The organism is Paraburkholderia megapolitana (assembly GCF_007556815.1).
Taxonomy (GTDB): domain Bacteria; phylum Pseudomonadota; class Gammaproteobacteria; order Burkholderiales; family Burkholderiaceae; genus Paraburkholderia; species Paraburkholderia megapolitana.
On sequence record NZ_CP041743.1, the window covers coordinates 1,724,533 to 1,744,382 of the forward strand.

Here is a 19,850-nt window from a genome sequence, read left to right on the forward strand (position 1 = left end):
CGAGGCAAGAGCAAGATGCTTTCCGTCGTGTCGTGCGGGAACGGCCGGAAAGCACGATGAGGTGGTGGTCATATGCGTGTGAGTTTTCGGTTCGCGAGGATCAGCACGGCGGCGAGCAACGCGATGCCGGCCATCACGAACAGACCCGTATGCATGCTGCCGGTCGCCGTTCTGGTCCAGCCGATCATCGCGGGTCCCCAGAAACCGCCGGACAGTCCGATCGTGTTGATCAGCGCGATTCCACCGGCCGCGGCCGGGCCCTTGATGTATTCCGGTGGAATCGCCCAGAACACCGTGTAGGCCATCCACATTGCCGCGGTAGCGAGCGTCAGCAGTGCGAGCGAGATGACGAGGTTGCCGCTGTACAACGTGAACGCGGCTAGCAGGATTGCACCGGCGCAGGCTGGCACCGAGCAGTGATAGCGGCGCTCGCCGAGCCGGTCCGAGCGGCGCCCCACCACGTACATGCCCAGTGCCGCCGCTACGTACGGAATCGCGCTGTACCAGCCGAGACGGATCGTGTCGGTGACGCCTTGTTCGCGGATCAGCGTCGGCAGCCAGAAGCTCAGTGCGTAGATCGGAAAAATGATGCAGAAGTAGGCGAGTGCAAGAAGATAGACACGCGGGTCGCGTGCGACGGCGCCGAACGAATGGCCGTGCATGGCGACCGGTCCGAGTTCGCGCTCGATCAACTGCTTTTCGTCTGTGCTGAGCCACTTCGCATCGGCAGGCCGGTCCGACAGCAGCATCAACGTCAATATGCCGAGCACGATGCACGGCAGCCCTTCGACGAGAAACATCCACTGCCAGCCGGCCAGACCACCGACGCCGGACAGCGTCGTCATCAACCACGCCGATAGCGGCCCGCCGACGATGCCGCCTATCGGCCCCGCGACGAACACGATTGCGACCGCACGCGCCATACGATTCGGTCCGTACCAGCACGACAGGTAATAGATCATGCCGGGCGCGAAGCCCGCTTCGAATACACCGAGCAGAAAGCGCATGGCGTAAAACGTCGGCACGCTGCGCACGAACAGCATGCAAGCCGACGTGATGCCCCACAGCACGAGAATGCGGCTAAAGGTTTTGCGCGCGCCGACGCGCGGCAGCAGCAGGTTGCTCGGCAACTCGAACAGGATGTAGCCGAGAAAGAAGATGCCGGCACCGACGCCGTATGCAGCATCCGAGAAACCGAGTTCGCTTTGCATCTGCAGCTTGGCGAAACCGACGTTGACCCGGTCGAGATAGGCAAACATGTAGCAGCCGAGCAGGAACGGCAGAAGCCGCCAGTTGAGCCGGTTGTATAGCGCCGGCACACTGGGCGCTTCGCTCAAGGTCTGAATCGTCGACATGTCCGTCTCCGGGGCTCGGCGCGGCAGCGCCTTTTGATGTGCCTCCATGGTGTCCAGGCAAAATCGGACTAGCAAGAGCAACAAAGTTCACATATCGTTGCTTTATGAGCAACACATCGGAAACCCGGCATTCAACGGAGCAGCACCATGCGCGAGCTTAATCATCAGCGTTTGCGGTACTTCCACGAGGTTCTCGCGCACGGCACGATTCGTGGCGCAGCGGATCGCCTGAACACGTCGCCTTCGGTGATCACGCGGCAGATCAAACTGCTCGAAGAGGAACTGGGGGTGACGCTGTTCGAGCGTGAGGCGCGCGGCGTCAAGCCGACGGAAGCGGCCGCGCACCTGCTCGAGTTCTGGCGCGGCTACCGGGCGCAGCAGGAGAAATTCGAGGAACAACTGCACGCGATGCAGGGGTTGCAGCAAGGGCAGATTCAGCTCGCGGTCAGCGAAGGCTATGTCGACATGTTCGTCGACGAGGTGTTGACGCCGTTCTGCGCGCACTATCCACGGCTCGATATCGGTCTCGACATTCTGTCCGTCGACGACGTGCTGAACGAAGTCGCCGAAAGCCGCGCGCATATCGGGCTTGCGTACAATCCGCCACCGCATCCGCGGATCGAATACCGGGCAAGTTCGGCGCAACCGGTCGTGCTGCTGGTGCGGCGCGATCATCCGCTCGCGCGCCGCGGCGGTCCCGCGCGGATCGAAGATTTGCTCGCGTGGCCGCTCGCGTTGATGCCAGCCACGTTCGGTATCGGACAAGCCGTAAAGATGCTCGCGCTTGCGGAGAATATCGACATTCGCGCAACGCTGACCACCAGTTCATTGACCGCGCTCAAGCGCTTCGTCGCAGCGGAGAACTTCGTGACCTTGATCGGAGAATTCGCCGCTTACCGTGAGATTGCGGCCGGCGAACTGGTCGTCGTTCCGATCGACCACCCGCTGTTTCGCGGCGTCAAGGCGAGGGTGCTGGTGAAGGCCGGCAGGCCGCTCGCCGCGGCCCCGCAGGAATTGCTCAACTGGATCTTGCACAGAATGTCGATGTTCACGCCGCCGGTGCGCAAGCCGCGCCGGCGGTCACGCGGCACGGCGGCATGAACCGCGCGGCAACCTGGCGGTTGCCGTAGTCGCCACGATTCATCGGCCGCACGTACTAAAACAGAATCAGTGTCCCGCGCTCTGACCGCCGTCGACGTGAAGAATCTCGCCGGTGACAAACGGTGCCGAGTCCAGATAAAGCACGGCATTGACGATATCGCTCATCTCGCCCATGTGACCCATCGGATGCAGGCTACCGAGTGCCGCATGCGTTTCCGGTGCATGCATCGGTGACTTGATAATGCCCGGCGACACGGCGTTCGCACGAATACCGGTCTTCGCGTATTCGATTGCAAGCGACTTCGTTGCCGAGTTGAGACCGCCCTTCGTGAGGGAGGCGAGTACTGAAGGCACGCCATTGATAGCGTGATCGGTGAGACTGGTCGAGATCTGCACGACGTGCCCGCTGTTGTGCTTCTCCATCTCGGCAATCGCCAGCTGCGTGATGTGGAAGAAGCCGTTCAGGTTCACGCTAAGAACGGCGGCGTAATCTTCTTCGGTGTATTGCGTGAAGGGCTTGGCGATGAAAACGCCTGCGTTGTTGACGAGCGTGTCGACCCGACCGAAGCGTGTAACTGCTTCGTCGATCACGCGCTTTGCAACGTTGCGGTCACCAATGTCGCCTGCCACCGTGACGACATTCGGATCGTTCGACGGCTGCACCGAGCGCGCTGTCGCCACGACGCGATAACCGCGCTCGCGAAATGCTTTGACCAGTTCTGCACCGATACCTTGCGATGCGCCTGTAACGATGGCGACTTTCTGCGAATTGCTCATGATGTTGCTCCTGGAATAAGTGAATCGAGGTTGTGCTGATCGGGCTCACTTCGCCGATGGATGCAATTTAGGCTGATTAGCACCGTCTGCGCACACCCACCGAGGCGAAACAGTATTGATCCCGAGGAACAAATGAATGCGTGGTGCGCCGCGCGGTGCCGTGCGACTGAGCGCGCCGAGCCCCGCCAGGTATGGAGCGAGGCGTTTGTTGAGCGCGTTTTGCGCACGCATTCGTACTCGATTAAATGCGCGGATCAGGCGGCAAAAAACCGATTAGATCGGTGTCGGAGGACATTGAGTTTCACTGCCTATGGTTAATCGATGGATCGTTGGAGCCTAGAGTTCAGTCACTGCTTCGAACAACCTGTCTGGAGCAAGCCCTCAATCACCGACTGGAGATTTATCATGAAGACGATCCTTCGCTCAGCAATCATCGCGGCTGTTTTCGCTGTTCCCGCAGTGACCTATGCACAAGATGCGGCAACGCGTACTCAGGTTCGCAACGAACTCGTTCAGCTTGAAAGCGTCGGCTATCACGTCGGCGATGGCGATCAGACTCAGTATCCGAGCGCCATTCAGGCAGCCGAAGCAAAGCTGTCTGCGCAACGTGGTTCCACCGCTTATGGTGGTGCGTCGAGTGCTACTTCGCAGTCCGGTAGCAGGGTGTCCGCTTCCGACTGGAACGCGATGTACACCCGCTAGGCATCAGGCGAGTTTCTTGTCGAGCCACAGAGCTTCGGCTTTGTGGCTTTTTCATTTTCCCGCACGCGGCTTGAATCGTGACTGGCCGGATCGATACGAAAATTGTCGATCGCGACGGTACTCGTCAACGCGCTCTGTTTGTACAGTGTGACTCACCGCATGAGCCCCTCGCGCGGACACTGCACTGGAGAACGAAGATGATCAGCAAAGCGTTTTTTGTCCGGCTTGAAGCCAAACCGGGTAAGGAGCAGGCAGTCGCAAACTTTCTTGACGCCGGCCTTGAAATGGCAGGGCAGGAGACGACCACGCCGATCTGGTTCGCGCTAAGGTTGTCGCCGACGACGTTCGGCATCTTCGATGTCTTCGCAAACGAAGCAGATCGACAGGCACATCTGAACGGACCTATCGCCGCCGCACTGATGGCGCACGCCGAAGAGTTGCTGGCACGTCCTCCATCGATTGAGTCAATCGACGTTCTTGGGATGAAGAATCAACTGGCGTGAACGGCGAAACGTCGGTCGTTCGAGTCGCCGTTAAACGAGGGTATGCTGCATGAGCGGCGATGCTTTCGTTCGGTGTTTTCGACCGAAGGTCAAAAGGAAGGCATGCACGCATTCCTGGCGAGAAGCGCGCCCCGCGTTTCGCCATCGATAGGCTGGATACCCAATCACCATGCGAATTTATGTCCTCGCGCTCGAAGGTGTGTTCGATACGGGGCTGACCACCGTACTCGACAGCCTGACGATGGCCAACAATCTTGCGAACGCGACTGGCGTCACCACCGCGGGTTTCGACATTACCGTGACGGGCATGCGCCCCGAGGTACGTACCGCGCTTGGAATGCAGGTGCCGGTTCACGATGTAACGCACGCGCCTGCGCCGGACTGGATCGTCGTACCGGCGCTCAACCGTATGACGGCCGACGTACTGGTGCCCACACTTGAGCGCAACGATGTGATCGATGCACTCGGCGCGTTGCGTTCGTGGCGTGCCGGCGGCGCGCGCGTTGCGGCGGCCTGCACGGGAACCTTCGTGCTCGCGGAAAGCGGTTTGCTCGACGGTGGCGAGGCCACGACCACCTGGTGGCTCTCGCCGCTGTTCCGGCAGCGCTATCCGCATGTGAATCTGGACGTACATCGCATCGTCGTGCCGAGCGGTGCCGCGGTGACGGCGGGCGCGGCGTTGAGCCATCTCGATCTTGGGCTCTGGTTGATCCGCAACAATAGTCCTGAGCTTGCATCGCTCGTGGCCAGGTACCTCGTATTCGATACCCGGATGTCGCAATCGGTCTATGCGATTTCCGATCATCTCTCCCATTCCGACCCGCTCGTCGAACAGTTCGATCGTTGGGTGCGCGAACACCTCGACGCGACGCTCGTGCTCGATGTTGTCGCCGATGGTTTGGGGACCAGCACGCGGACATTGACGCGACGTCTGAACGCAGTGCTAGGTAAAACGCCGGTTGAGTACATCCAGGATCTGCGAATCGAGCGCGCCGTGCATCTACTCAAGACAACGAGACTCACGGTCGATCGTATTGCCGAGCAGGTCGGCTATGCGGACGGCAGCACGTTGCGAACCTTGCTAAGGCGACGGACGGGGAAGGGTGTGCGCGAGTTGCGCGGGGCTTGAGCCGTGGAGCCTGACTCGGCTCAAGAACCGCCAAACCAGTTATACCCCTGGTTCTCCCAGTAACCACCGGGGTATTCGTTCGTCACGCCGATCGCCACGATGTGCTTTGGGTTCTTATAACCGAGCTTGGTTGGCATGCGCAGCTTCATCGGGAAGCCATACTTCGGCGGCAACACCTGGTCGTCGTAGGTCAGCGTAAGCAGTGTCTGTGCGTGCAGCGCAGTGGGCATGTCGATACTGGTCCAGTAGTTGTCCGCGCAATGAAACGACACGTACTTCGCCGTGGTATCGGCGCCGGCCTGCTTCAGGAAGCGGGAAAAACGCACGCCGCCCCACCGGCCGATCGCACTCCATCCTTCGATGCAGATATGACGCGTGATCCGGTCTTCCTGTGGCATGGTGCGCAGTTCGTCAAGCGTCCAGACCCGTTTGCCGCGTACGAGCCCGTTCACCTGAAGCCGGTAAGTCGCAGCATCGACTTCGGGCACATCGTCGATGCCGTAAAACGCGTTGAACGGAAACGGCCGCGTGATCATCGACTCCGGATATGTCGGCGCCATCTCGTTCGGGTTGAACAACAACGCCTGCACGTCGTCGTTGAAGAACGACATTTTGCGCAGCATGGTGTTCACAGATTTGTCGTTGGTCAGATCGCAGCCCGATAGCATTGCAATGCCGCCGAGCGTGAGAATCCGTTTACCGAGCAGCCGGCGTGCGGGACTCTTCAGTTCGTTGCGTGCGTCCTTGATGATGGATTCGGCATGCGTCGAGAGAAACGCGCTGGATTTGCCGGGGTCTTTTCGAAAACTCATGATCAACGTCCGCGGATCATCAGAAGTAGCGAGCGCGGCACGAGCGCAACCATGACGACGTGCACGAAAAAGAACGCCACCAGCACGCTCATGGCGCAGAAATGCACGATGCGCGCGTTGTCGTACCCGCCCATCAGCGTACGCAGCAGTGGGAACTGCACCGACTTCCAGATCGCCAGCCCCGACAGGATCACGACCACGATATCGACGATAACCGCCAGGTAGGCGAACTTCTGTACCGCGTTGTAGCGCGAGAGATCTTCATGCCCGAGCGTGCCGCGCAGCGCGGCGACGAGATCGGTGACAAGCGCCTTGGGGCTGACAGGCAGCAGTTTGCGGCGCAGACGCCCGGAAGCGAGATTCAATCCGAGGTAGACGAGGAAGTTGGCGATCAGCAGCCACATCACGGCGAAGTGCCAGAGCAGCGCGCCGCCGAGCCATCCACCGAGCGTGATGACGGCAGGGAACCGGAACAACGGAAAGATCGGCGAGGCATCGTAGACCTGCCAGCCGCTCAGCACCATCAGGACGACCGCGACTGCGTTAATCCAGTGTGTGATGCGGACCCAGGCGGGTTGAATCGTTACGTGGCTCAAAGCGATCTCGTGGTCTTTAAAGAGGCCGGCCCCAGCGGGCCGGCCTCATGCTTTAGAACGCCGGTGCCACGCCATCCTTTTCGACAAACAGCACGTGTGCGTCGTACACGCCGCTCGTACCCGGTGTCACCACGAGGAACACCTTCTTGCCTGCCGTCAGATCCGTTCTGGCTGCCGGTACGGGAGTGACGACCGGCACATTTGCCGGCACGGTCACAGTGCTGTTGCCGCCCTTGTACGACAGATGCAGTTCGCGACCGCTCGTGCCCGTCACAACCGACACGACGTTTGCATTCGTCATCGTGCTGCTCGGACCGAAGTCGTAAGCGAAGTGACCTTCTGCTGTGCCACGTGCTGCATCGGGAAAAACGATCATCGACGTAGCGGTCAGTTTTCCGTCGGGGCCGGTGATCGCCGGCGTTCCCACGTACGTACCGACCTTGGCGTCGGCCAGCTTGGCTGGCTTAAGGGCCGAGACGCCGACGTCCGGTTTGACATCGACGGACACGGTATCGCCGCTATTGCGGTGCACGGTTAGCGTTTCGCCTGTGAACGACACGATGTCGCCGCGAATCCGTTCCGGTTTGGCGTCGGGTGCTTGCGCAAAAGATGCGCTCGAAAATGCAACAGCAGCGAACAGGACACCTAGTTTCAATTGAATCGACACGAGTAACTCCATCTATATGAATGCGATTGAATCGGGACGCCACGCAGGCGGGTCAGGGCAACTGATTCTTCATGCCCAGCACATCAATTGATTCGATCGAAGGCGGGCTTGCCAGCATCTCGGCGGCGCGCGACATCAGCACATTGGCCATGCTGCCGTGCAGATGAGCCTGGCGGTGTTCATCGTTTGCAAACGCGTCGAACACACCAAACGTGGTCGGCGACAGCTTGAGAGCGAACCAGATTGGCGTAGTCGCTTCCCGATTGGTCATTTCAAGGCCGGCGGTAAGAAAGTCTTCTACCGCCTGCTCTTTTCCCGGTTTAGCTTCAAGACGGACAAATAACGCTTTGCTGATCATCTTTGTTCTCCAATGTTCGCGTGACAGGTTCATGCGGTGAAGCGGAGTGTACAAAGAGCGTGCAAGAGGGAATACAGTCTCAATTGACAGTTTTGATATCAAAACCGCCACGCGACCGGACAGTGCTTTGAGAGTTGTAAGGCGCGGACATGGCGGAAGGCTTGAGCGGCCTGGCTTGCACACGATTAGTGTTGCGAGAACCAGCATGCGGACGTTCGACTTGTTCCTCATGCGCAAAATAGTTGATCCATGACGGGTGTTTGCGAGGCGGATGAATACGCCTAGATTCAGCATCTATCGAGCCTATGAATCTGCCTCCCCGCGCGCCACGCGGTTTACCGTGAGAACTTCGCCACATGAGTACGCCTACCATTGCTCAACGCATCGGCCAGTTCGCTTTCGATGCACGTGTACAGCACCTCAGGCCGCACTCGCGGACACTGTTCAAGCGGAACATTCTCGATAGCCTCGGCTGCGCGATCGGGGCGCTGTCGGGCAAACCGTTCAAGGCATTGCGCGAGCAGTTCGACGAATACGGTCGCTCGGGTTCGTGCACGCTGATTGGCGGCGGCAGCACGTCGCCGGATCAGGCCGCGTTGTACAACTCGGGTCTCGTGCGTTATGTCGATCTGCTCGACAGCTACATGTCGCCGGGCGGCCTCTGTCATCCCAGCGATAACTTCGGCACGATCCTCGCGGCTGCCGACCACGCATCGGCAAGCGGCGAGGACTTCATGCTCGCGCTCGCCGTGGCGTACGAAATCGGCGCGCGCATCACCGCGATCGTTCCGGTCATGGCGAAAGGATTCAATCACGCCATTCAACTGGCGATGTCGTCGGCGGCGGGGTCGGGCAAGCTGTTCGGCCTCGATGCCGGCCAGCTTGCCCATGCCATTACGATTGCCACGGTAGATAACATCTCGTTGTCGTGCGTCCATTCCGAGCCCGTGTCGCAATGGAAGGGTTTCTCGCCGGCCATTACCGGCATGCGCGCAATCTATTCGGCGTCGCTTGCGAAACGCGGCTTTACAGGTCCGCTGCGCCTGTTCGAAGGACCTAACGGGCTCGTACGCATGTTCGATCAGCCGCTCGAAGTCGACTGGAACGACCACCGGCTCGAAGTCATTCATGAAACGGTGATGAAGAAGTTCTGCTCGCTGATTCACGGTCAACCCGTGCTTGAAGCGACGCTCGATCTGAAGCGTCGCCACGGTGTGAAGAGCGAAGATGTCGAGGAAGTGGTGTGCGACATCTTCCAGACCGGCTTCGATATCGCGGGAGGGGGTGGTTTCGGCCCGAAGGACGAGCCGCAGACCAAGGAGCAGGCCGACTACAACCTCAAGTACCTGATTGCGGCGATACTGATCGACGACGAAGTAGGGCCCGCGCAACTGGAACCGGAACGCGTTCAGGCCGCCGATACGCAGGCGCTGCTCAAGAAGGTCACGGTGCGGCCCGATGCCGAATTCAGCAGGCAGTACCCGCATGCGTTGAACACGCGGGTGACGATCCGCTGCAAGAACGGGCAGGTGTTCTCGAAGGAACACGTCGGCTTCGAAGGCGGGCTCGACAATCCGTTCACATGGGAGCGGACCGTCGAGAAGTTCCACTGGCTAAGCGAGCCATACGCGGACGAATCGCTGCGAGACGAAATCATCGATCTGGTATCGACACTCGATCGACGTCCGGTCAAGGAGCTGATGCAGCTCCTTGCGAGGGTCAGTCCACAACCGCGCTACCCGGCAACCCACCCGGGGATTCAGTAGTCACGACCCCGCTGCTACGTCTATGGCGCTGCTGGATTTGAGCCGTGCGCGCAGTTCGAACTTCTGGATCTTCCCCGTCGAAGTTTTAGGTAACTCTCCAAATAGAACGGCTTTGGGCAGCTTGAAACTCGCCAGAAACAAACGACAGTGCGCGATGATCTCTTCGACTGTGGCCTGCGCTCCCTCTTTCAGCTCGACGAATGCACACGGAACCTCGCCCCATTTCGGATCGGGCATCGCCACCACGGCAGCCAGCGAAACCGCCGGATGCCGGTACAACGTGTCTTCGATCTCGATGCTCGAAATGTTTTCCCCGTCCGAAATGATGATGTCCTTACTGCGATCGCGGATGCGAATGTAGCCGTCGGGCATCAACACACCGAGATCGCCGGTGTGGAACCAGCCACCTCTAAAGGCCTCTTCGGTGGCGCGCTCGTTCTTCAGATAACCCTTCATGCAGATGTTGCCGCGAAACGCGATTTCACCGAGTGTCTCGCCATCGTTCGGTACCGGATCGAGTGTGTCCGGGTTCACGACCGTTACGGCTGCCTGCAGGTGGTAACGCACGCCTTGTCGTGCATTAAGGCGCGCAAGTTCATCCTCGCTCGCACTATCCCAGTGCGCCTGTTTCGCACATACCGACGCAGGCCCATAGACTTCGGTGAGACCGTACACGTGCGTCAGGTCGAAGCCGATCTCCTTCATCTTGGCAATGACCGCCGGAGCAGGCGCTGCACCGGCCACCATGGTTGCGACGCGATGTTCGATGCCGTCGCGCCACGTCTCCGGAGCATTGGCCAGTGCGCTCTGGACGATCGGCGCACCGCAGTAGTGGGTGACACCTTCAACACGGATCAGATCGAACACGGTCTTCGGATCGAATTTACGCAGACAGACGTTGACACCGGCACGCGCGGCGACGGTCCACGGAAAACACCAGCCGTTGCAATGAAACAGCGGTAGCGTCCAGAGGTAGACCGGATGCTTGGGCATATCCCATTCGAGGATATTGCTCACGGCATTCAGGTATGCGCCACGATGATGGTAGACAACGCCCTTCGGGTCCCCGGTCGTGCCCGACGTGTAGTTCAACGCAATCGCGTCCCATTCGTCGGCAGGAGTCTGCCAGGCGAATTGCGGGTCGCCGCCTTGCAGGAAATCCTCATAGTCGGTTGCGCGTGGAAACTGGTGTGGATCTGCGGCGATGACGTCGCTAACGCTGACGATAAGCAGATCCGGAAACTCCAGCGCGGCCCGGTGTGCCACTTCGGCGTACTCGGTGTCGACGATCAGCGCTCTGGCTTCGCCATGCCGCAGCATGAAAAGAATCGATGATGGATCAAGTCGTGTATTCAGCGTGTTGAGGACAGCACCCGCCATCGGCACGCCGAAATGCGCCTCTATCATGGCGGGAATGTTGGGAAGCAACACGGCGACCGTATCGCCGCGTCCTATCCCCGCACGCTGTAGCGCACCGGCGAGGCGCCGGGTTCGTTCATAGGTTTCGCTCCACGTGCGACGGGTCGCACCGTACACAACGCCCAGGCGGTCACCGTAGACTTCGGCTGCACGCGCAATGAAATCGATGGGCGTGAGCGGGACGTAGTTCGCCTCGCGGCGGCCAAGGCCTTCGTCGAAGATATGCGTCATCGAACGGTCTCCTCGGGAGACATAGGCTCCCGTTTATTTTCCCTATCCTGTGCAATCAATGCGCGCGGTTTCGCGCGCTTGCCGAGGAACACCAGGCTATGGTACTCGCGATTTCCCGGGTGACGCTGTGATCAGCTATCGCGATGAATACAGATCAACTGCTTGGTCGTAATCCGCTGTTCATGCGGATAACCAAACGCGTTATTGATGTAAGTCACACCATCGACCACGATCTGCCGGTTCACATGGCTATGCCCATAGACATGAATACTGGCGCCAACCGCACGAATCTGTCGATCGAGCCGCTCGGTGCCAAGCACCGGATAAACGGTGCGGTGTGCCGGAGGAATGAAGTCGGGCATCAGATCGATGCGCGGCAAGAAATGCGAGAACGTGATCACGGTCCCGTCGTACGGAACGAGCACCGGTTCGTTGAGTTGCAGGAAGTACGTCGTGATCTCCTGCGCGCCGAGACCGTCCGGCCACAAGCATGCGCGAAAATCCATCCACGTCGCGAGAATGTCCTCACTGGGCTCGCCGAACGAATAATCGTACCAACCGAATAGCGGAATGACCGACACACCGCCCACTTGCGTCGGTCGTATCGACATGCCGCAATCCTGTGCAAGCTCGCAAACCTGGTGGAATTTATCGAGCGAGCTGTGACCTTTCTCGCGAATCACCCACAAGTCGTGATTGCCCGGCACGTACAGCACCTTGCGAAAGCGTCGCACGAGATTGTCGAAACAGCGCTGCATGCGCACGAGCGAGTCCGAGACATCGCCCGCCAGAATCAGTATGTCGTCGCGGTAATCGTGAGTAGAAAGCGATTCGATCCACGACTCGTTGTCGGGGTAATCGACATGAATGTCCGACAGGGCAAACACGCGCATGGTGGGGTAACCGCCGCCGTAATGGGAGAGGCCCGGTGCGGAGCGCACCGGGCTAACCGGAGGTATTTAATCACGTCGTCGTTCGACGCGTGTGACACGGCTTCTGGCGCTTATACCGCGGCGACCGGTACCTGCAAGGCACTCATCGCGGCGGTGTACAGCGGGACGATGTCCCGCCGCAGCGAATCGGCCGGCACGACCATTTCGATGACCTGCAGCCCCTCGGCCGATTTCGCATCGGCGAGCGCCTGCTGCAGGGCCTGCAGCGATTCGCAGCGCACGTGCTGCAAACCGAACGCGGCAGCGGCCGGCCCGATACGGTAGCCCGGCGGATTGCGCACGAGGCGCGTGTAATCGGGCAGCGTCTTCTCGAGCCCGAGACCGAGCACATCGAACAGCGACGCGCCGCTGTTGTTGGTGACGCAGATCGTGCCGCGCAGACCGGCAATGCGACTGGCTTCCAGCCCGCTCAGATCGTGCAGGAACGTCTGATCGCCGATCAGCAGCAAACCGCGCGACTGCGAACCGTGCAACTCGCCGATGAACGTCGAGTTGGTCCCGTCGATCCCGACCACCCCGCGGTTCGAATACACCTGCAGGTCGTGCGCCTCGAGCAGCAGATTGGTATGGCGCGTGGTCATCGAATTGGCGACATGCAGGAGGTCGTAGCCGTCGGCGGCCAGCACCGTCGCGACGGCCTGGCATTCGCCCCAGGGCAGCGCGGCGAGCGCTTCGTTCAGGCCGTTGCGGACCACTACGTCGCGACTTACCCACTGCTCGAGCCAGTTCTCGTCGCCGCGCCCAAGGCTGGCGGCGAGCCGTTCGAGATCGGCTTCGTCGGGATTTTGCAGCAGCTCGAAGCGCGGCGTCAGGAAGTCCGCCTCGATGTGCTTGCGATCGATACGCAGCACCGGCGCCGACAGCGTGCTGAGCCAGTTCTGCATGTACTGCGACACCGGCAGACCGCCGAGCCGGATTACGAGGTCCGGCTGTTCTTTCTCGACCGCTACAAGAATGTCGGCTGTGGTGAGCAGATTGGGCATGCCTGGGCGGCGCAGACCGGAGAGCGCATCGGCGAGCAGCGGGAAGCCCAGTTGCTTCGACAGCTTCGCGGCAGCCGACGGCGTCAGCGGACAGTCCGATGCAGCCACCACCAGGCCCTTCATGCCAGGACGCAGCCCCAGCCGCGCAATCAGGCCGTCCCAATCGGTTGCATGCGGCTGGGTGATTGCTACATCGCGGATCGGCAGCGGCGTGCCCGTGGCGTTAAAGCGACCGTGACGCGCCAGGTCGCTGAGCGCAGGCGGTTCCCAGTTCGGCGTCGGATCGGCTGAGCTGAGCTTGCCGGCCATCGGGATATTGATCTGCACCGGACCCTTGCGATCGCCGATCAAGTGCGGCAGCAATCCGGCAATCTTGCCGCGCAGCGCTTCGATGTCCTGCGAGCTGTCGGTCGGGTTGTCGAGGTCGAGCGCGGCGCGCACGACGGCCGCGCACAGGCCGATCTGGTTCGTGGTTTGCGGCATGCCCGACTTCTGACCGCCCTTGGGGCGATCGGCGGTGAGGACGATCACCGGCACGTCGGTGCTGTCGGCCTCGATGAGCGCCGGCAGCAAGTTGCCCACCGACGAACCCGAGGTCACCGCGACCACCACCGGTCGCTGGGTTGCCTTGGCGAGGCCGAGCGCCAGGAAGCCGGCGGCGCGTTCGTCGGTCTGCACGTGAGCGATTTCCCAGTCGCTCGCCGCGATGCCCGCGATCAGGGCGAACGAGCGTCCACCGGCACAGACGACAGCCTGGCGGACACCCGCGCGCGAGAGTTCGTCGATGATCGCGTGCACCCACGCGGTATTGCGGTTCTGCAGGGACATGTCAGCTATTCCTCTCTAATAGGGCGTGCAGTTCGGGATGCATCGAGGGCAGGTAGGCGCTCCATCCGGCGTTGCTGTCGGGTGTCTTGATGTCGGGATGGAAGCGCCGCACTTCGTCGGCGAAGCGCTTGCCCATCTCGCCCATTGCGCGCAACTGGCTCGCGACAAACGCCTGCGCGGCCGCGCCGATCGATTCGCGCTCGGCCTGCGCATGGCGCAGCGCCGGCAGGATCTGCCCGGCCAGCTCTGGGCTGTCGGCGCGCAGCAGCCGGCGGTTGTGTTCGCCGGCGCCCAGCAGGTTGTTGATGCGCTCGTCCATGCTGATACCGACCGCGGGTACACCGGCCTGCATGCTGGTCACGATCGCGTGAAAGCGCGAGCTGAGCAGCAGGTCGGCGGCGCGCAGCATGCCGACGATGGCACCCGGCGATACGTCGCCGCTCTGCACGATCGGCGGCGGAGTGTCGAAGCGCGCGGCGAGATCGTGACAAGGCTTGCGATCGACGCGGTCCATGCCGATGATCAGCACGCTGCCGTGGTTGTCCTCGCGCCATTGCTTCGCGGCCTCGGCGATCGCGTCGAGATAGGCGGCATAGCCGCGGCGGATCTCGTCGCTGTCGGCGTGAAACAGCACGGCTGCGTAGTGCAGGTCGCGATGCGCGCCGTGGGTTTCCAGCTCGACGGCCTTCGCGAGATCGGGACGCACCGGCCACCAGAACGGGTTGATCGGACAGATCACGAGCAGCGGCCGCTGCCCGACGCCGAGCATGCGCAGGCGCTGTTGTACGGCAGCTTCGGGCGTGGCCTGGTAAGTCCATGCAGTGTCCGCACCCGCCGCGGTACGCAGACCGAGACCGTCGAGCAAGGTGCGCGACTCCGCGTTACGGCACAGCACGAGCGGACCCTGGCCCAGCCCGGACACGAAGTCGCGCAGACCCGGCTCCATGCGGCCGGCCTCGGCGCCGTAGCCGACGGCCAGTCGTCCGCTCGCCGAAGCGATGCCCAGGCTCGCGGCCATGAAGGCCCCGAGCGCGGTGGAGAAGTTCGACTTGAACATCGAGCCTTCGCAGGCGATCACGCCGTCGTAGCGACGACAGGTGCGCTCGAGAAAGTCGGGCAGGTAGTCGCTGCTCAGCTCGGGCCGGACCTCGTCGGCGAGCTCCAGCGGCAATGTCTCGCCGGCGGCGATCAAACCGATCTGCACCTGCTCGCGCCCAAGAATGGCGCGTATCTGGCGGATCATCTCGGCCACCCGCACATCCGCGCCCGTATTGCCGCCGCCGTTGTAGCCGGCCAGCAGCAGACGCAGCGGCGTGCCCGGTACGCGCGGCGGCGCAGCGTTCGCGCTGTTCTGGATCAGCTCGTGCAACTGGCGCAGCAGCACGGTGTCGTTGGCGCCTGAGGCCAGATATTCGTCAAGCCGGCTGGGGGGTTCGATAATCTCGGTCATGAAGCGTTCCGGGCAGGTGGACAGGAAGCGGCCAGCGCCAGTGGCGCAGCATCCGCGTGGGGCCGTCATAGACGAGGGCGGCGGGATGCCCGACCTCGTGTAGCGGGGTGAGATGCCATTCGTCGTTCAGCGGGTGCAGCAGTCGCGGTCGACCCTCGCGATCGAGTGCGATCGGTGCGTCATCGAGTGCGGACAGGCCGCAACCGATCGCCTTGAGGACCGCTTCTTTCGCGGTCCACAAGGTATAGAAACGCCGTGCCGACCCTTCGCCTTCGCCTATCGCGCGACATTCGTCCGCATTGAAGTAGTGACTGGCGATACCGCGCCAGTCGAGCGAGCGGGCGAGGTGCTCCACGTCGACGCCCACACGTAGATCGCGACCGAGCGCGATCACCGCAATCGGGCCGGCATGCGACAGGTTGAAACCGAGCCGTGGATGAGCCGGCAACCACGGCTTGCCGCTCTCGCGCACACCCCACACGAGGCTCGCCGGCGGCTCGCCACAGGCGAGACCGAGCAACTCGCGCAACAAGCCGTGCGCGGCGGCGAAGCGATGGCTGTCCTGCGGGCGCAGAAAGGCACGCGCGCGCCGGTTCTCGTCGGCGTCGAGCAGATCGTGGCGCGTCGGCAGGGCGTCTAGGTCGACCGTGACGATCTCGATATGGGCTTTATCCAGCACGAACATGCAGGCCCTCCAGATCGGCAGTGAGACGCTCGCTCAGATAATCGAGCACGAGCTTCGGCTGGTACTGCGGGAAGAAATGCCCGCCGTGAAATAACCGGCCATCGAACGCGGAGTGAGTGAGGCTCGACCAACCCTGCAAGTCGCCTACTGGCACATACGGATCGTGCAGGCCGCCCAGCGTGGTGATCGGCACGTTGCGCAGCGCGTGGGGGCTCGTGTACTGGTCGTTCATCTGCAAGTCGGCGCGCAGCAGACGGAACACCTGGGTCCGCAACTCGGCGTTCTCGAAGACGATCTCCGGGGTGCCGCCGAGATCGCGCAGATACGCCGTCAGCTCCGCGTCGTTGCGTTCATGGAAGGTACCGACGTGGCCGAGCAACGGCGGACGCCGCGCCGACGCGAACACGCGCAGCGGCGCGCGGCCGCGCTGCTCGAGCTTGATGGCGAGCGCAAACGCGAGCGCCGAGCCCATGCTGTGACCGAACAGCGCAACCGGTCGATCGAGCAATGGCTCGATCGCGGGCAGCAAATCGTCGAGCAGCGCGGCGACCGAGGTATAGGCCGTCTCGTGCGCGCGATTGCTGCGGCCAGGCAACTGGATCGGGCAGACCTCGACGAAGTCGGGCAGCTGTTCGCTCCAGCCGCGATACGCGAGCGCGGTGCCGCCGGCGTGCGGAAAACATAGCAGGCGCATCGCCGGGTTCGCGCGTGCTGTGCGGAACAGGGTCCACGGTGCGCAGAGCCGGTCCGCACTGACGTCGACGATCGGCGGACGCTGCAGGGTGGTGCCGTTCATGCGTTTGCCTCCGCGCCAACGCTCGCTGCCTCGGCCATCTGTTGCAGGCGGGCGGCGAGTTTTTCGATCGTCGGGTAGTTCCACACGAGCGTCGGCGAGAGCTTCATCGACAGACGCTGCTCGACGCGGTTGAGCAGCAGCAGGGTGCGTGCCGAATCGAGCGCATAACTCTCGAAGCTGCAGCGCGGATCGATCTGGTCGATGTCGACGCCAAGTTCGCGCGCGATCTGCAGCATCAGCCACTCCTGCAGATCCTCTTCTTCATCGAGTTCGATGTCGTCCGTGGATGTCGACGTCGACGTGGATGTGACAGCCGACAGTGCCGGTGGCCACACCGAGCGCGCCATGAAATTGTCGAGATGCGCACCCGCCTCGTTCATCAACGACAGCGCGATCGCCGCCGCATGCCGGCGGCGCGGATCGGCGAACGGCGTATCGGCGGCCCACGCGTTGAAGGCGCCCATCGCCTGGCCGCACCAGATCTGGAAGTCGAGCACGCGAGCCGGATCGCCGTTGATCGCCCAGCGCGAGGCCTGGCCCAGGTACCAGCGAAACACGAGACCCATCATGACGCGCGGGTCCTGGGCTGCCCGCTCGGCAAGACCCGGATGGCGCGCCTGCCAGAACGCGAGCGTCTGCTCTTCCACCGCTGCGATCGGCTGATGAAAGATCTGCTGTTCGAGCCGTTTGCATTCGTCGGGCGGCAGATCGCGCAGCGTGCGATGCGCGCGGTACAGCTCGCCCAACTGGTTGGCGCGCGCGGCGAACATGCTGCCGCGCTTGAGCACCTGCACGGAGACGCCGAGCTCGAACATATCGGCGGCGGGCGCCATCGTGACATCGGCGGGTTCGGCGCCGGCCAGCAGTTGCTTGACCGTATCGGAGGTGCCGGCCTCGATGCAGCCCTGGTTGATCGAACCGGTCACGACGTAGTCCGCGCCCATCGCGAAAGCGGCCGCGATCGCCGCCGGCGTGCCGAGGCCGCCGCCTGCGCCGAGCCCAACCTCGGCCGCCGGCGGAAACTCGCGCGCGACGCGTGCGCGCAACGCGGCGAGCGCCGGCCACGCGCAGACCAGCGACTGTCGATCCGTATGGCCGCCCGAATCGGCTTCGACGGTGATGTCGTCGGCCATCGGCAGCAGGCGCGCGGCGGCGACTTCGACGGCATCGAGCGCGCCTTCGGCCCGCAGCGTCGCGAGCAGCGCTTCGGGTGCGGGCCTTAAAAAGGCCTGCGCCACTTCGCGGCGCGACACCTTGGCGATGATCCGTTGCTTTGCATGAGCGCGACCATGCTCGTCGATGCGCGCGCCGCGCGCGCGGAACAGCACGAGTGCCGCGCTCAGTTGCATGAACGCCGACGCCTCGATGGTCTCGATGCCTTCGCGCAGATACAGCTCGACGATGCTGCGTTCCTGCGCCGGATGATCGGGCGTATGGATCAGGTTGAAGCACAGGCGTTTGCCGGGCAGCGAGGCACGCAGTCGCGCGATCGCTGCTTCGATGCGCGCCAGAGGCAGGCCCGCCGACCCGAAACTGGCGAGGCAACCGGCGCCGACGAGCGCTTCGAGCAGCGCCTCGCCGGCGATGCCGGCAGCCATCGCGCCGGCCATATAGGCGAGGCTCAGGCCATGGCGCTCACGGAACGCTGCGCTGCCCAGCGACTGCGCCGTGGCGGTGGCGCCGGGGATCTTCACAGGGGCATTCATTGCATTGACTCCATGGTTCTGCATCGACGATGTCGCGAGGTCAGACTTCTTCATACCAGGGGGTGCCCTTCAGGCGGCGCATCAGCGAAGTGAAGGCAATCACGCTTTTCTGTATCGGCGATGCCCGATACCCTGGCTTCGGTTTGTTCGAGGTCATGCCGCGCGTGATCGGGTCGCGCCAGTCGCCAAAACGCTCCCACGGCGTACGGAAGCAGTTCGCGAGCGTCACGCCGACCACCGAGTCTTCCGGATCCACGCCGTGCCACCAGAACGGCGGGATGTAGGCCACGTCGCCGGGGTTGAGCGTGGCTTCGTACTTGACGAGCGAAAGACGCGGCGGGAACAGCTGCTTCGCGCAACTCAGGTGGTGCAGGTTGGCTTCGAGGATGCTGTTGCAGTCCTCCCAGTTTTCCGGCGTGAGCCGAAACATCGAGAAACGCTTGCTGCCGCTCAACTGCGTGGTCAAGGTCTCGTCGGTCTCGTGGTAATGCCAGTCTGAGGCCGCATTGCGGTAGATGAACATGCGCTGCCGGTTGTAAGTGCGGGGCGCCTTCTCGAACCGGTCGGGCGAGATGAACGCGTGCTCGCCGAGGTCTTGCTGCCATTCCTTCGGCACCGGAATGCCGGTCATCGAATACGTTTGATCGGCGGGGGCTTCGCGCATCTCGCGGACGCAGTCCTGCACTTTCTTGATCTGCACGACCTTCTTGATGACCATGATCTGTAGCGGGTTGAAGGTGCGGCTCAGCCACGCTTTGGCGTCGGAGGGGAGCGACTCCAGATAGCCCGGGTCTTGCCACTTGCCGACCGCCGGCCAGTGAGCGGCGCCTTCCTTGATGATGAGCGGCCGGTGCCGGCACACGTAGTCGTTCCAGAAGACTTCGCGGGTCAGGTCCTGGGCCGCGATGGAAGGAAGCTCGCGTCGCTCGCCGGGAACCAGATCGATGACTTTGATGATCGGGTTGGTCGTATCGGTCATGGGTTCGCTCCTGATTCTGTGCGGATGTAATGGGTTGCTTTCATCGGTATCGCT

At 62.2% G+C, this 19,850-nt stretch carries 19 protein-coding genes; 5 read left to right on the forward strand and 14 right to left on the reverse strand.

The genetic code is table 11. From position 1 onward, the window contains the following. Nucleotides 1-68: 68 nt before the first annotated feature. Nucleotides 69-1,355, reverse strand: coding sequence for an MFS transporter (locus tag FNZ07_RS07340; protein WP_091014992.1), 1,287 nt, complete (start codon nucleotides 1,353-1,355; stop codon nucleotides 69-71). Nucleotides 1,356-1,502: 147 nt separating this feature from the next. Between FNZ07_RS07340 and FNZ07_RS07345 the strand changes: the two genes are divergently transcribed. Beyond that, entirely contained in the window at nucleotides 1,503-2,456 is a 954-nt protein-coding gene (locus FNZ07_RS07345) for a LysR family transcriptional regulator (protein ID WP_091014995.1), read from the forward strand. 66 nt (nucleotides 2,457-2,522) lie between these two features. Here the strand turns inward: FNZ07_RS07345 and FNZ07_RS07350 are convergent, their stop codons facing one another. Then, entirely contained in the window at nucleotides 2,523-3,233 is a 711-nt protein-coding gene (locus FNZ07_RS07350; RefSeq protein WP_091014997.1) for an SDR family NAD(P)-dependent oxidoreductase, read from the reverse strand. 405 nt (nucleotides 3,234-3,638) lie between these two features. Here FNZ07_RS07350 and FNZ07_RS07355 point away from each other — a divergent pair, with 405 nt between their 5' ends. The 3 genes from FNZ07_RS07355 (at nucleotide 3,639) to FNZ07_RS07365 (ending at nucleotide 5,567) form a co-directional block, all read left to right on the forward strand. After that, entirely contained in the window at nucleotides 3,639-3,935 is a 297-nt protein-coding gene (locus FNZ07_RS07355) for a DUF4148 domain-containing protein (protein ID WP_091014999.1), read from the forward strand. A 197-nt stretch (nucleotides 3,936-4,132) separates the two neighbouring features. Beyond that, the gene (locus FNZ07_RS07360; protein ID WP_091015001.1) at nucleotides 4,133-4,438 is read left to right on the forward strand and encodes a putative quinol monooxygenase; all 306 of its coding nucleotides are present in this window, start codon (nucleotides 4,133-4,135) and stop codon (nucleotides 4,436-4,438) included. A 169-nt stretch (nucleotides 4,439-4,607) separates the two neighbouring features. Next, a complete protein-coding gene (locus FNZ07_RS07365) occupies nucleotides 4,608-5,567 on the forward strand; it encodes a GlxA family transcriptional regulator (RefSeq protein ID WP_091015004.1) in 960 nt (319 codons plus the stop codon). 20 nt (nucleotides 5,568-5,587) lie between these two features. Here the strand turns inward: FNZ07_RS07365 and FNZ07_RS07370 are convergent, their stop codons facing one another. Genes FNZ07_RS07370 through FNZ07_RS07385 form a run of 4 tightly spaced genes read right to left on the reverse strand, consistent with a single transcriptional unit; the run spans nucleotide 5,588 to nucleotide 8,000 of the window. Then, nucleotides 5,588-6,379, reverse strand: a complete 792-nt coding sequence (locus FNZ07_RS07370) for a molybdopterin-dependent oxidoreductase (RefSeq protein WP_091015007.1) — start codon at nucleotides 6,377-6,379, stop codon at nucleotides 5,588-5,590. Between the two features lie 2 nt (nucleotides 6,380-6,381). Continuing rightward, nucleotides 6,382-6,975, reverse strand: coding sequence for a cytochrome b/b6 domain-containing protein (locus FNZ07_RS07375; protein WP_091015009.1), 594 nt, complete (start codon nucleotides 6,973-6,975; stop codon nucleotides 6,382-6,384). A gap of 52 nt (nucleotides 6,976-7,027) precedes the next feature. Then, complete coding sequence (locus FNZ07_RS07380; RefSeq protein WP_091015848.1) at nucleotides 7,028-7,642, reverse strand: hypothetical protein; 615 nt, start codon at nucleotides 7,640-7,642, stop codon at nucleotides 7,028-7,030. Between the two features lie 52 nt (nucleotides 7,643-7,694). Then, on the reverse strand, nucleotides 7,695-8,000 hold the full coding sequence (locus FNZ07_RS07385) for a putative quinol monooxygenase (protein WP_091015011.1): 306 nt from the start codon (nucleotides 7,998-8,000) through the stop codon (nucleotides 7,695-7,697). Between the two features lie 356 nt (nucleotides 8,001-8,356). On the opposite strand from FNZ07_RS07385, the gene FNZ07_RS07390 reads away from it, so the two are divergent. Beyond that, a complete protein-coding gene (locus FNZ07_RS07390; protein WP_091015014.1) occupies nucleotides 8,357-9,766 on the forward strand; it encodes an MmgE/PrpD family protein in 1,410 nt (469 codons plus the stop codon). Here FNZ07_RS07390 and FNZ07_RS07395 read toward each other — a convergent pair whose 3' ends face one another. The 8 genes from FNZ07_RS07395 to FNZ07_RS07430 all read right to left on the reverse strand — a co-directional run bounded on the left by FNZ07_RS07395 (nucleotide 9,767) and on the right by FNZ07_RS07430 (nucleotide 19,796). Further along, nucleotides 9,767-11,416, reverse strand: a complete 1,650-nt coding sequence (locus FNZ07_RS07395) for an acyl-CoA synthetase (protein ID WP_091015017.1) — start codon at nucleotides 11,414-11,416, stop codon at nucleotides 9,767-9,769. 131 nt (nucleotides 11,417-11,547) lie between these two features. After that, nucleotides 11,548-12,309 carry a metallophosphoesterase gene (locus FNZ07_RS07400; RefSeq protein WP_091015021.1) on the reverse strand — a complete coding sequence of 254 codons (762 nt, stop codon included), beginning with the start codon at nucleotides 12,307-12,309 and terminating at the stop codon, nucleotides 11,548-11,550. 110 nt (nucleotides 12,310-12,419) lie between these two features. After that, the gene (menD, locus tag FNZ07_RS07405) at nucleotides 12,420-14,180 is read right to left on the reverse strand and encodes a 2-succinyl-5-enolpyruvyl-6-hydroxy-3-cyclohexene-1-carboxylic-acid synthase (protein WP_091015023.1); all 1,761 of its coding nucleotides are present in this window, start codon (nucleotides 14,178-14,180) and stop codon (nucleotides 12,420-12,422) included. A gap of 1 nt (nucleotide 14,181) precedes the next feature. Then, a complete protein-coding gene (locus FNZ07_RS07410) occupies nucleotides 14,182-15,630 on the reverse strand; it encodes a polysaccharide pyruvyl transferase family protein (RefSeq protein WP_170275682.1) in 1,449 nt (482 codons plus the stop codon). After that, nucleotides 15,596-16,315 (reverse strand): 4'-phosphopantetheinyl transferase family protein, encoded by a 720-nt coding sequence (locus FNZ07_RS07415; RefSeq protein ID WP_091015029.1) that lies wholly within the window; start codon nucleotides 16,313-16,315, stop codon nucleotides 15,596-15,598. Before FNZ07_RS07415 ends, FNZ07_RS07410 begins: the two co-directional genes overlap by 35 nt. After that, on the reverse strand, nucleotides 16,299-17,111 hold the full coding sequence (locus FNZ07_RS07420) for a thioesterase II family protein (protein WP_091015031.1): 813 nt from the start codon (nucleotides 17,109-17,111) through the stop codon (nucleotides 16,299-16,301). The genes FNZ07_RS07415 and FNZ07_RS07420 overlap by 17 nt, the downstream gene beginning before the upstream one ends. Beyond that, entirely contained in the window at nucleotides 17,108-18,817 is a 1,710-nt protein-coding gene (locus FNZ07_RS07425) for a PfaD family polyunsaturated fatty acid/polyketide biosynthesis protein (protein ID WP_170275683.1), read from the reverse strand. Before FNZ07_RS07425 ends, FNZ07_RS07420 begins: the two co-directional genes overlap by 4 nt. Nucleotides 18,818-18,857: 40 nt before the next feature. Further along, on the reverse strand, nucleotides 18,858-19,796 hold the full coding sequence (locus tag FNZ07_RS07430; RefSeq protein ID WP_170275684.1) for a cupin-like domain-containing protein: 939 nt from the start codon (nucleotides 19,794-19,796) through the stop codon (nucleotides 18,858-18,860). Nucleotides 19,797-19,850 lie beyond the last annotated feature (54 nt).

Coding starts and splice junctions, on each gene's coding strand:
- FNZ07_RS07340 (WP_091014992.1), bottom strand. CDS start 1,355: ATGTCGACGATTCAGACCTTGAGCGAAGCGCCCAGTGTGCCGGCGCTA.
- FNZ07_RS07345 (WP_091014995.1), top strand. CDS start 1,503: ATGCGCGAGCTTAATCATCAGCGTTTGCGGTACTTCCACGAGGTTCTC.
- FNZ07_RS07350 (WP_091014997.1), bottom strand. CDS start 3,233: ATGAGCAATTCGCAGAAAGTCGCCATCGTTACAGGCGCATCGCAAGGT.
- FNZ07_RS07355 (WP_091014999.1), top strand. CDS start 3,639: ATGAAGACGATCCTTCGCTCAGCAATCATCGCGGCTGTTTTCGCTGTT.
- FNZ07_RS07360 (WP_091015001.1), top strand. CDS start 4,133: ATGATCAGCAAAGCGTTTTTTGTCCGGCTTGAAGCCAAACCGGGTAAG.
- FNZ07_RS07365 (WP_091015004.1), top strand. CDS start 4,608: ATGCGAATTTATGTCCTCGCGCTCGAAGGTGTGTTCGATACGGGGCTG.
- FNZ07_RS07370 (WP_091015007.1), bottom strand. CDS start 6,379: ATGAGTTTTCGAAAAGACCCCGGCAAATCCAGCGCGTTTCTCTCGACG.
- FNZ07_RS07385 (WP_091015011.1), bottom strand. CDS start 8,000: ATGATCAGCAAAGCGTTATTTGTCCGTCTTGAAGCTAAACCGGGAAAA.
- FNZ07_RS07390 (WP_091015014.1), top strand. CDS start 8,357: ATGAGTACGCCTACCATTGCTCAACGCATCGGCCAGTTCGCTTTCGAT.
- FNZ07_RS07395 (WP_091015017.1), bottom strand. CDS start 11,416: ATGACGCATATCTTCGACGAAGGCCTTGGCCGCCGCGAGGCGAACTAC.
- FNZ07_RS07400 (WP_091015021.1), bottom strand. CDS start 12,309: ATGCGCGTGTTTGCCCTGTCGGACATTCATGTCGATTACCCCGACAAC.
- menD (WP_091015023.1), bottom strand. CDS start 14,180: ATGTCCCTGCAGAACCGCAATACCGCGTGGGTGCACGCGATCATCGAC.
- FNZ07_RS07410 (WP_170275682.1), bottom strand. CDS start 15,630: ATGACCGAGATTATCGAACCCCCCAGCCGGCTTGACGAATATCTGGCC.
- FNZ07_RS07415 (WP_091015029.1), bottom strand. CDS start 16,315: ATGTTCGTGCTGGATAAAGCCCATATCGAGATCGTCACGGTCGACCTA.
- FNZ07_RS07420 (WP_091015031.1), bottom strand. CDS start 17,111: ATGAACGGCACCACCCTGCAGCGTCCGCCGATCGTCGACGTCAGTGCG.
- FNZ07_RS07425 (WP_170275683.1), bottom strand. CDS start 18,817: ATGAATGCCCCTGTGAAGATCCCCGGCGCCACCGCCACGGCGCAGTCG.
- FNZ07_RS07430 (WP_170275684.1), bottom strand. CDS start 19,796: ATGACCGATACGACCAACCCGATCATCAAAGTCATCGATCTGGTTCCC.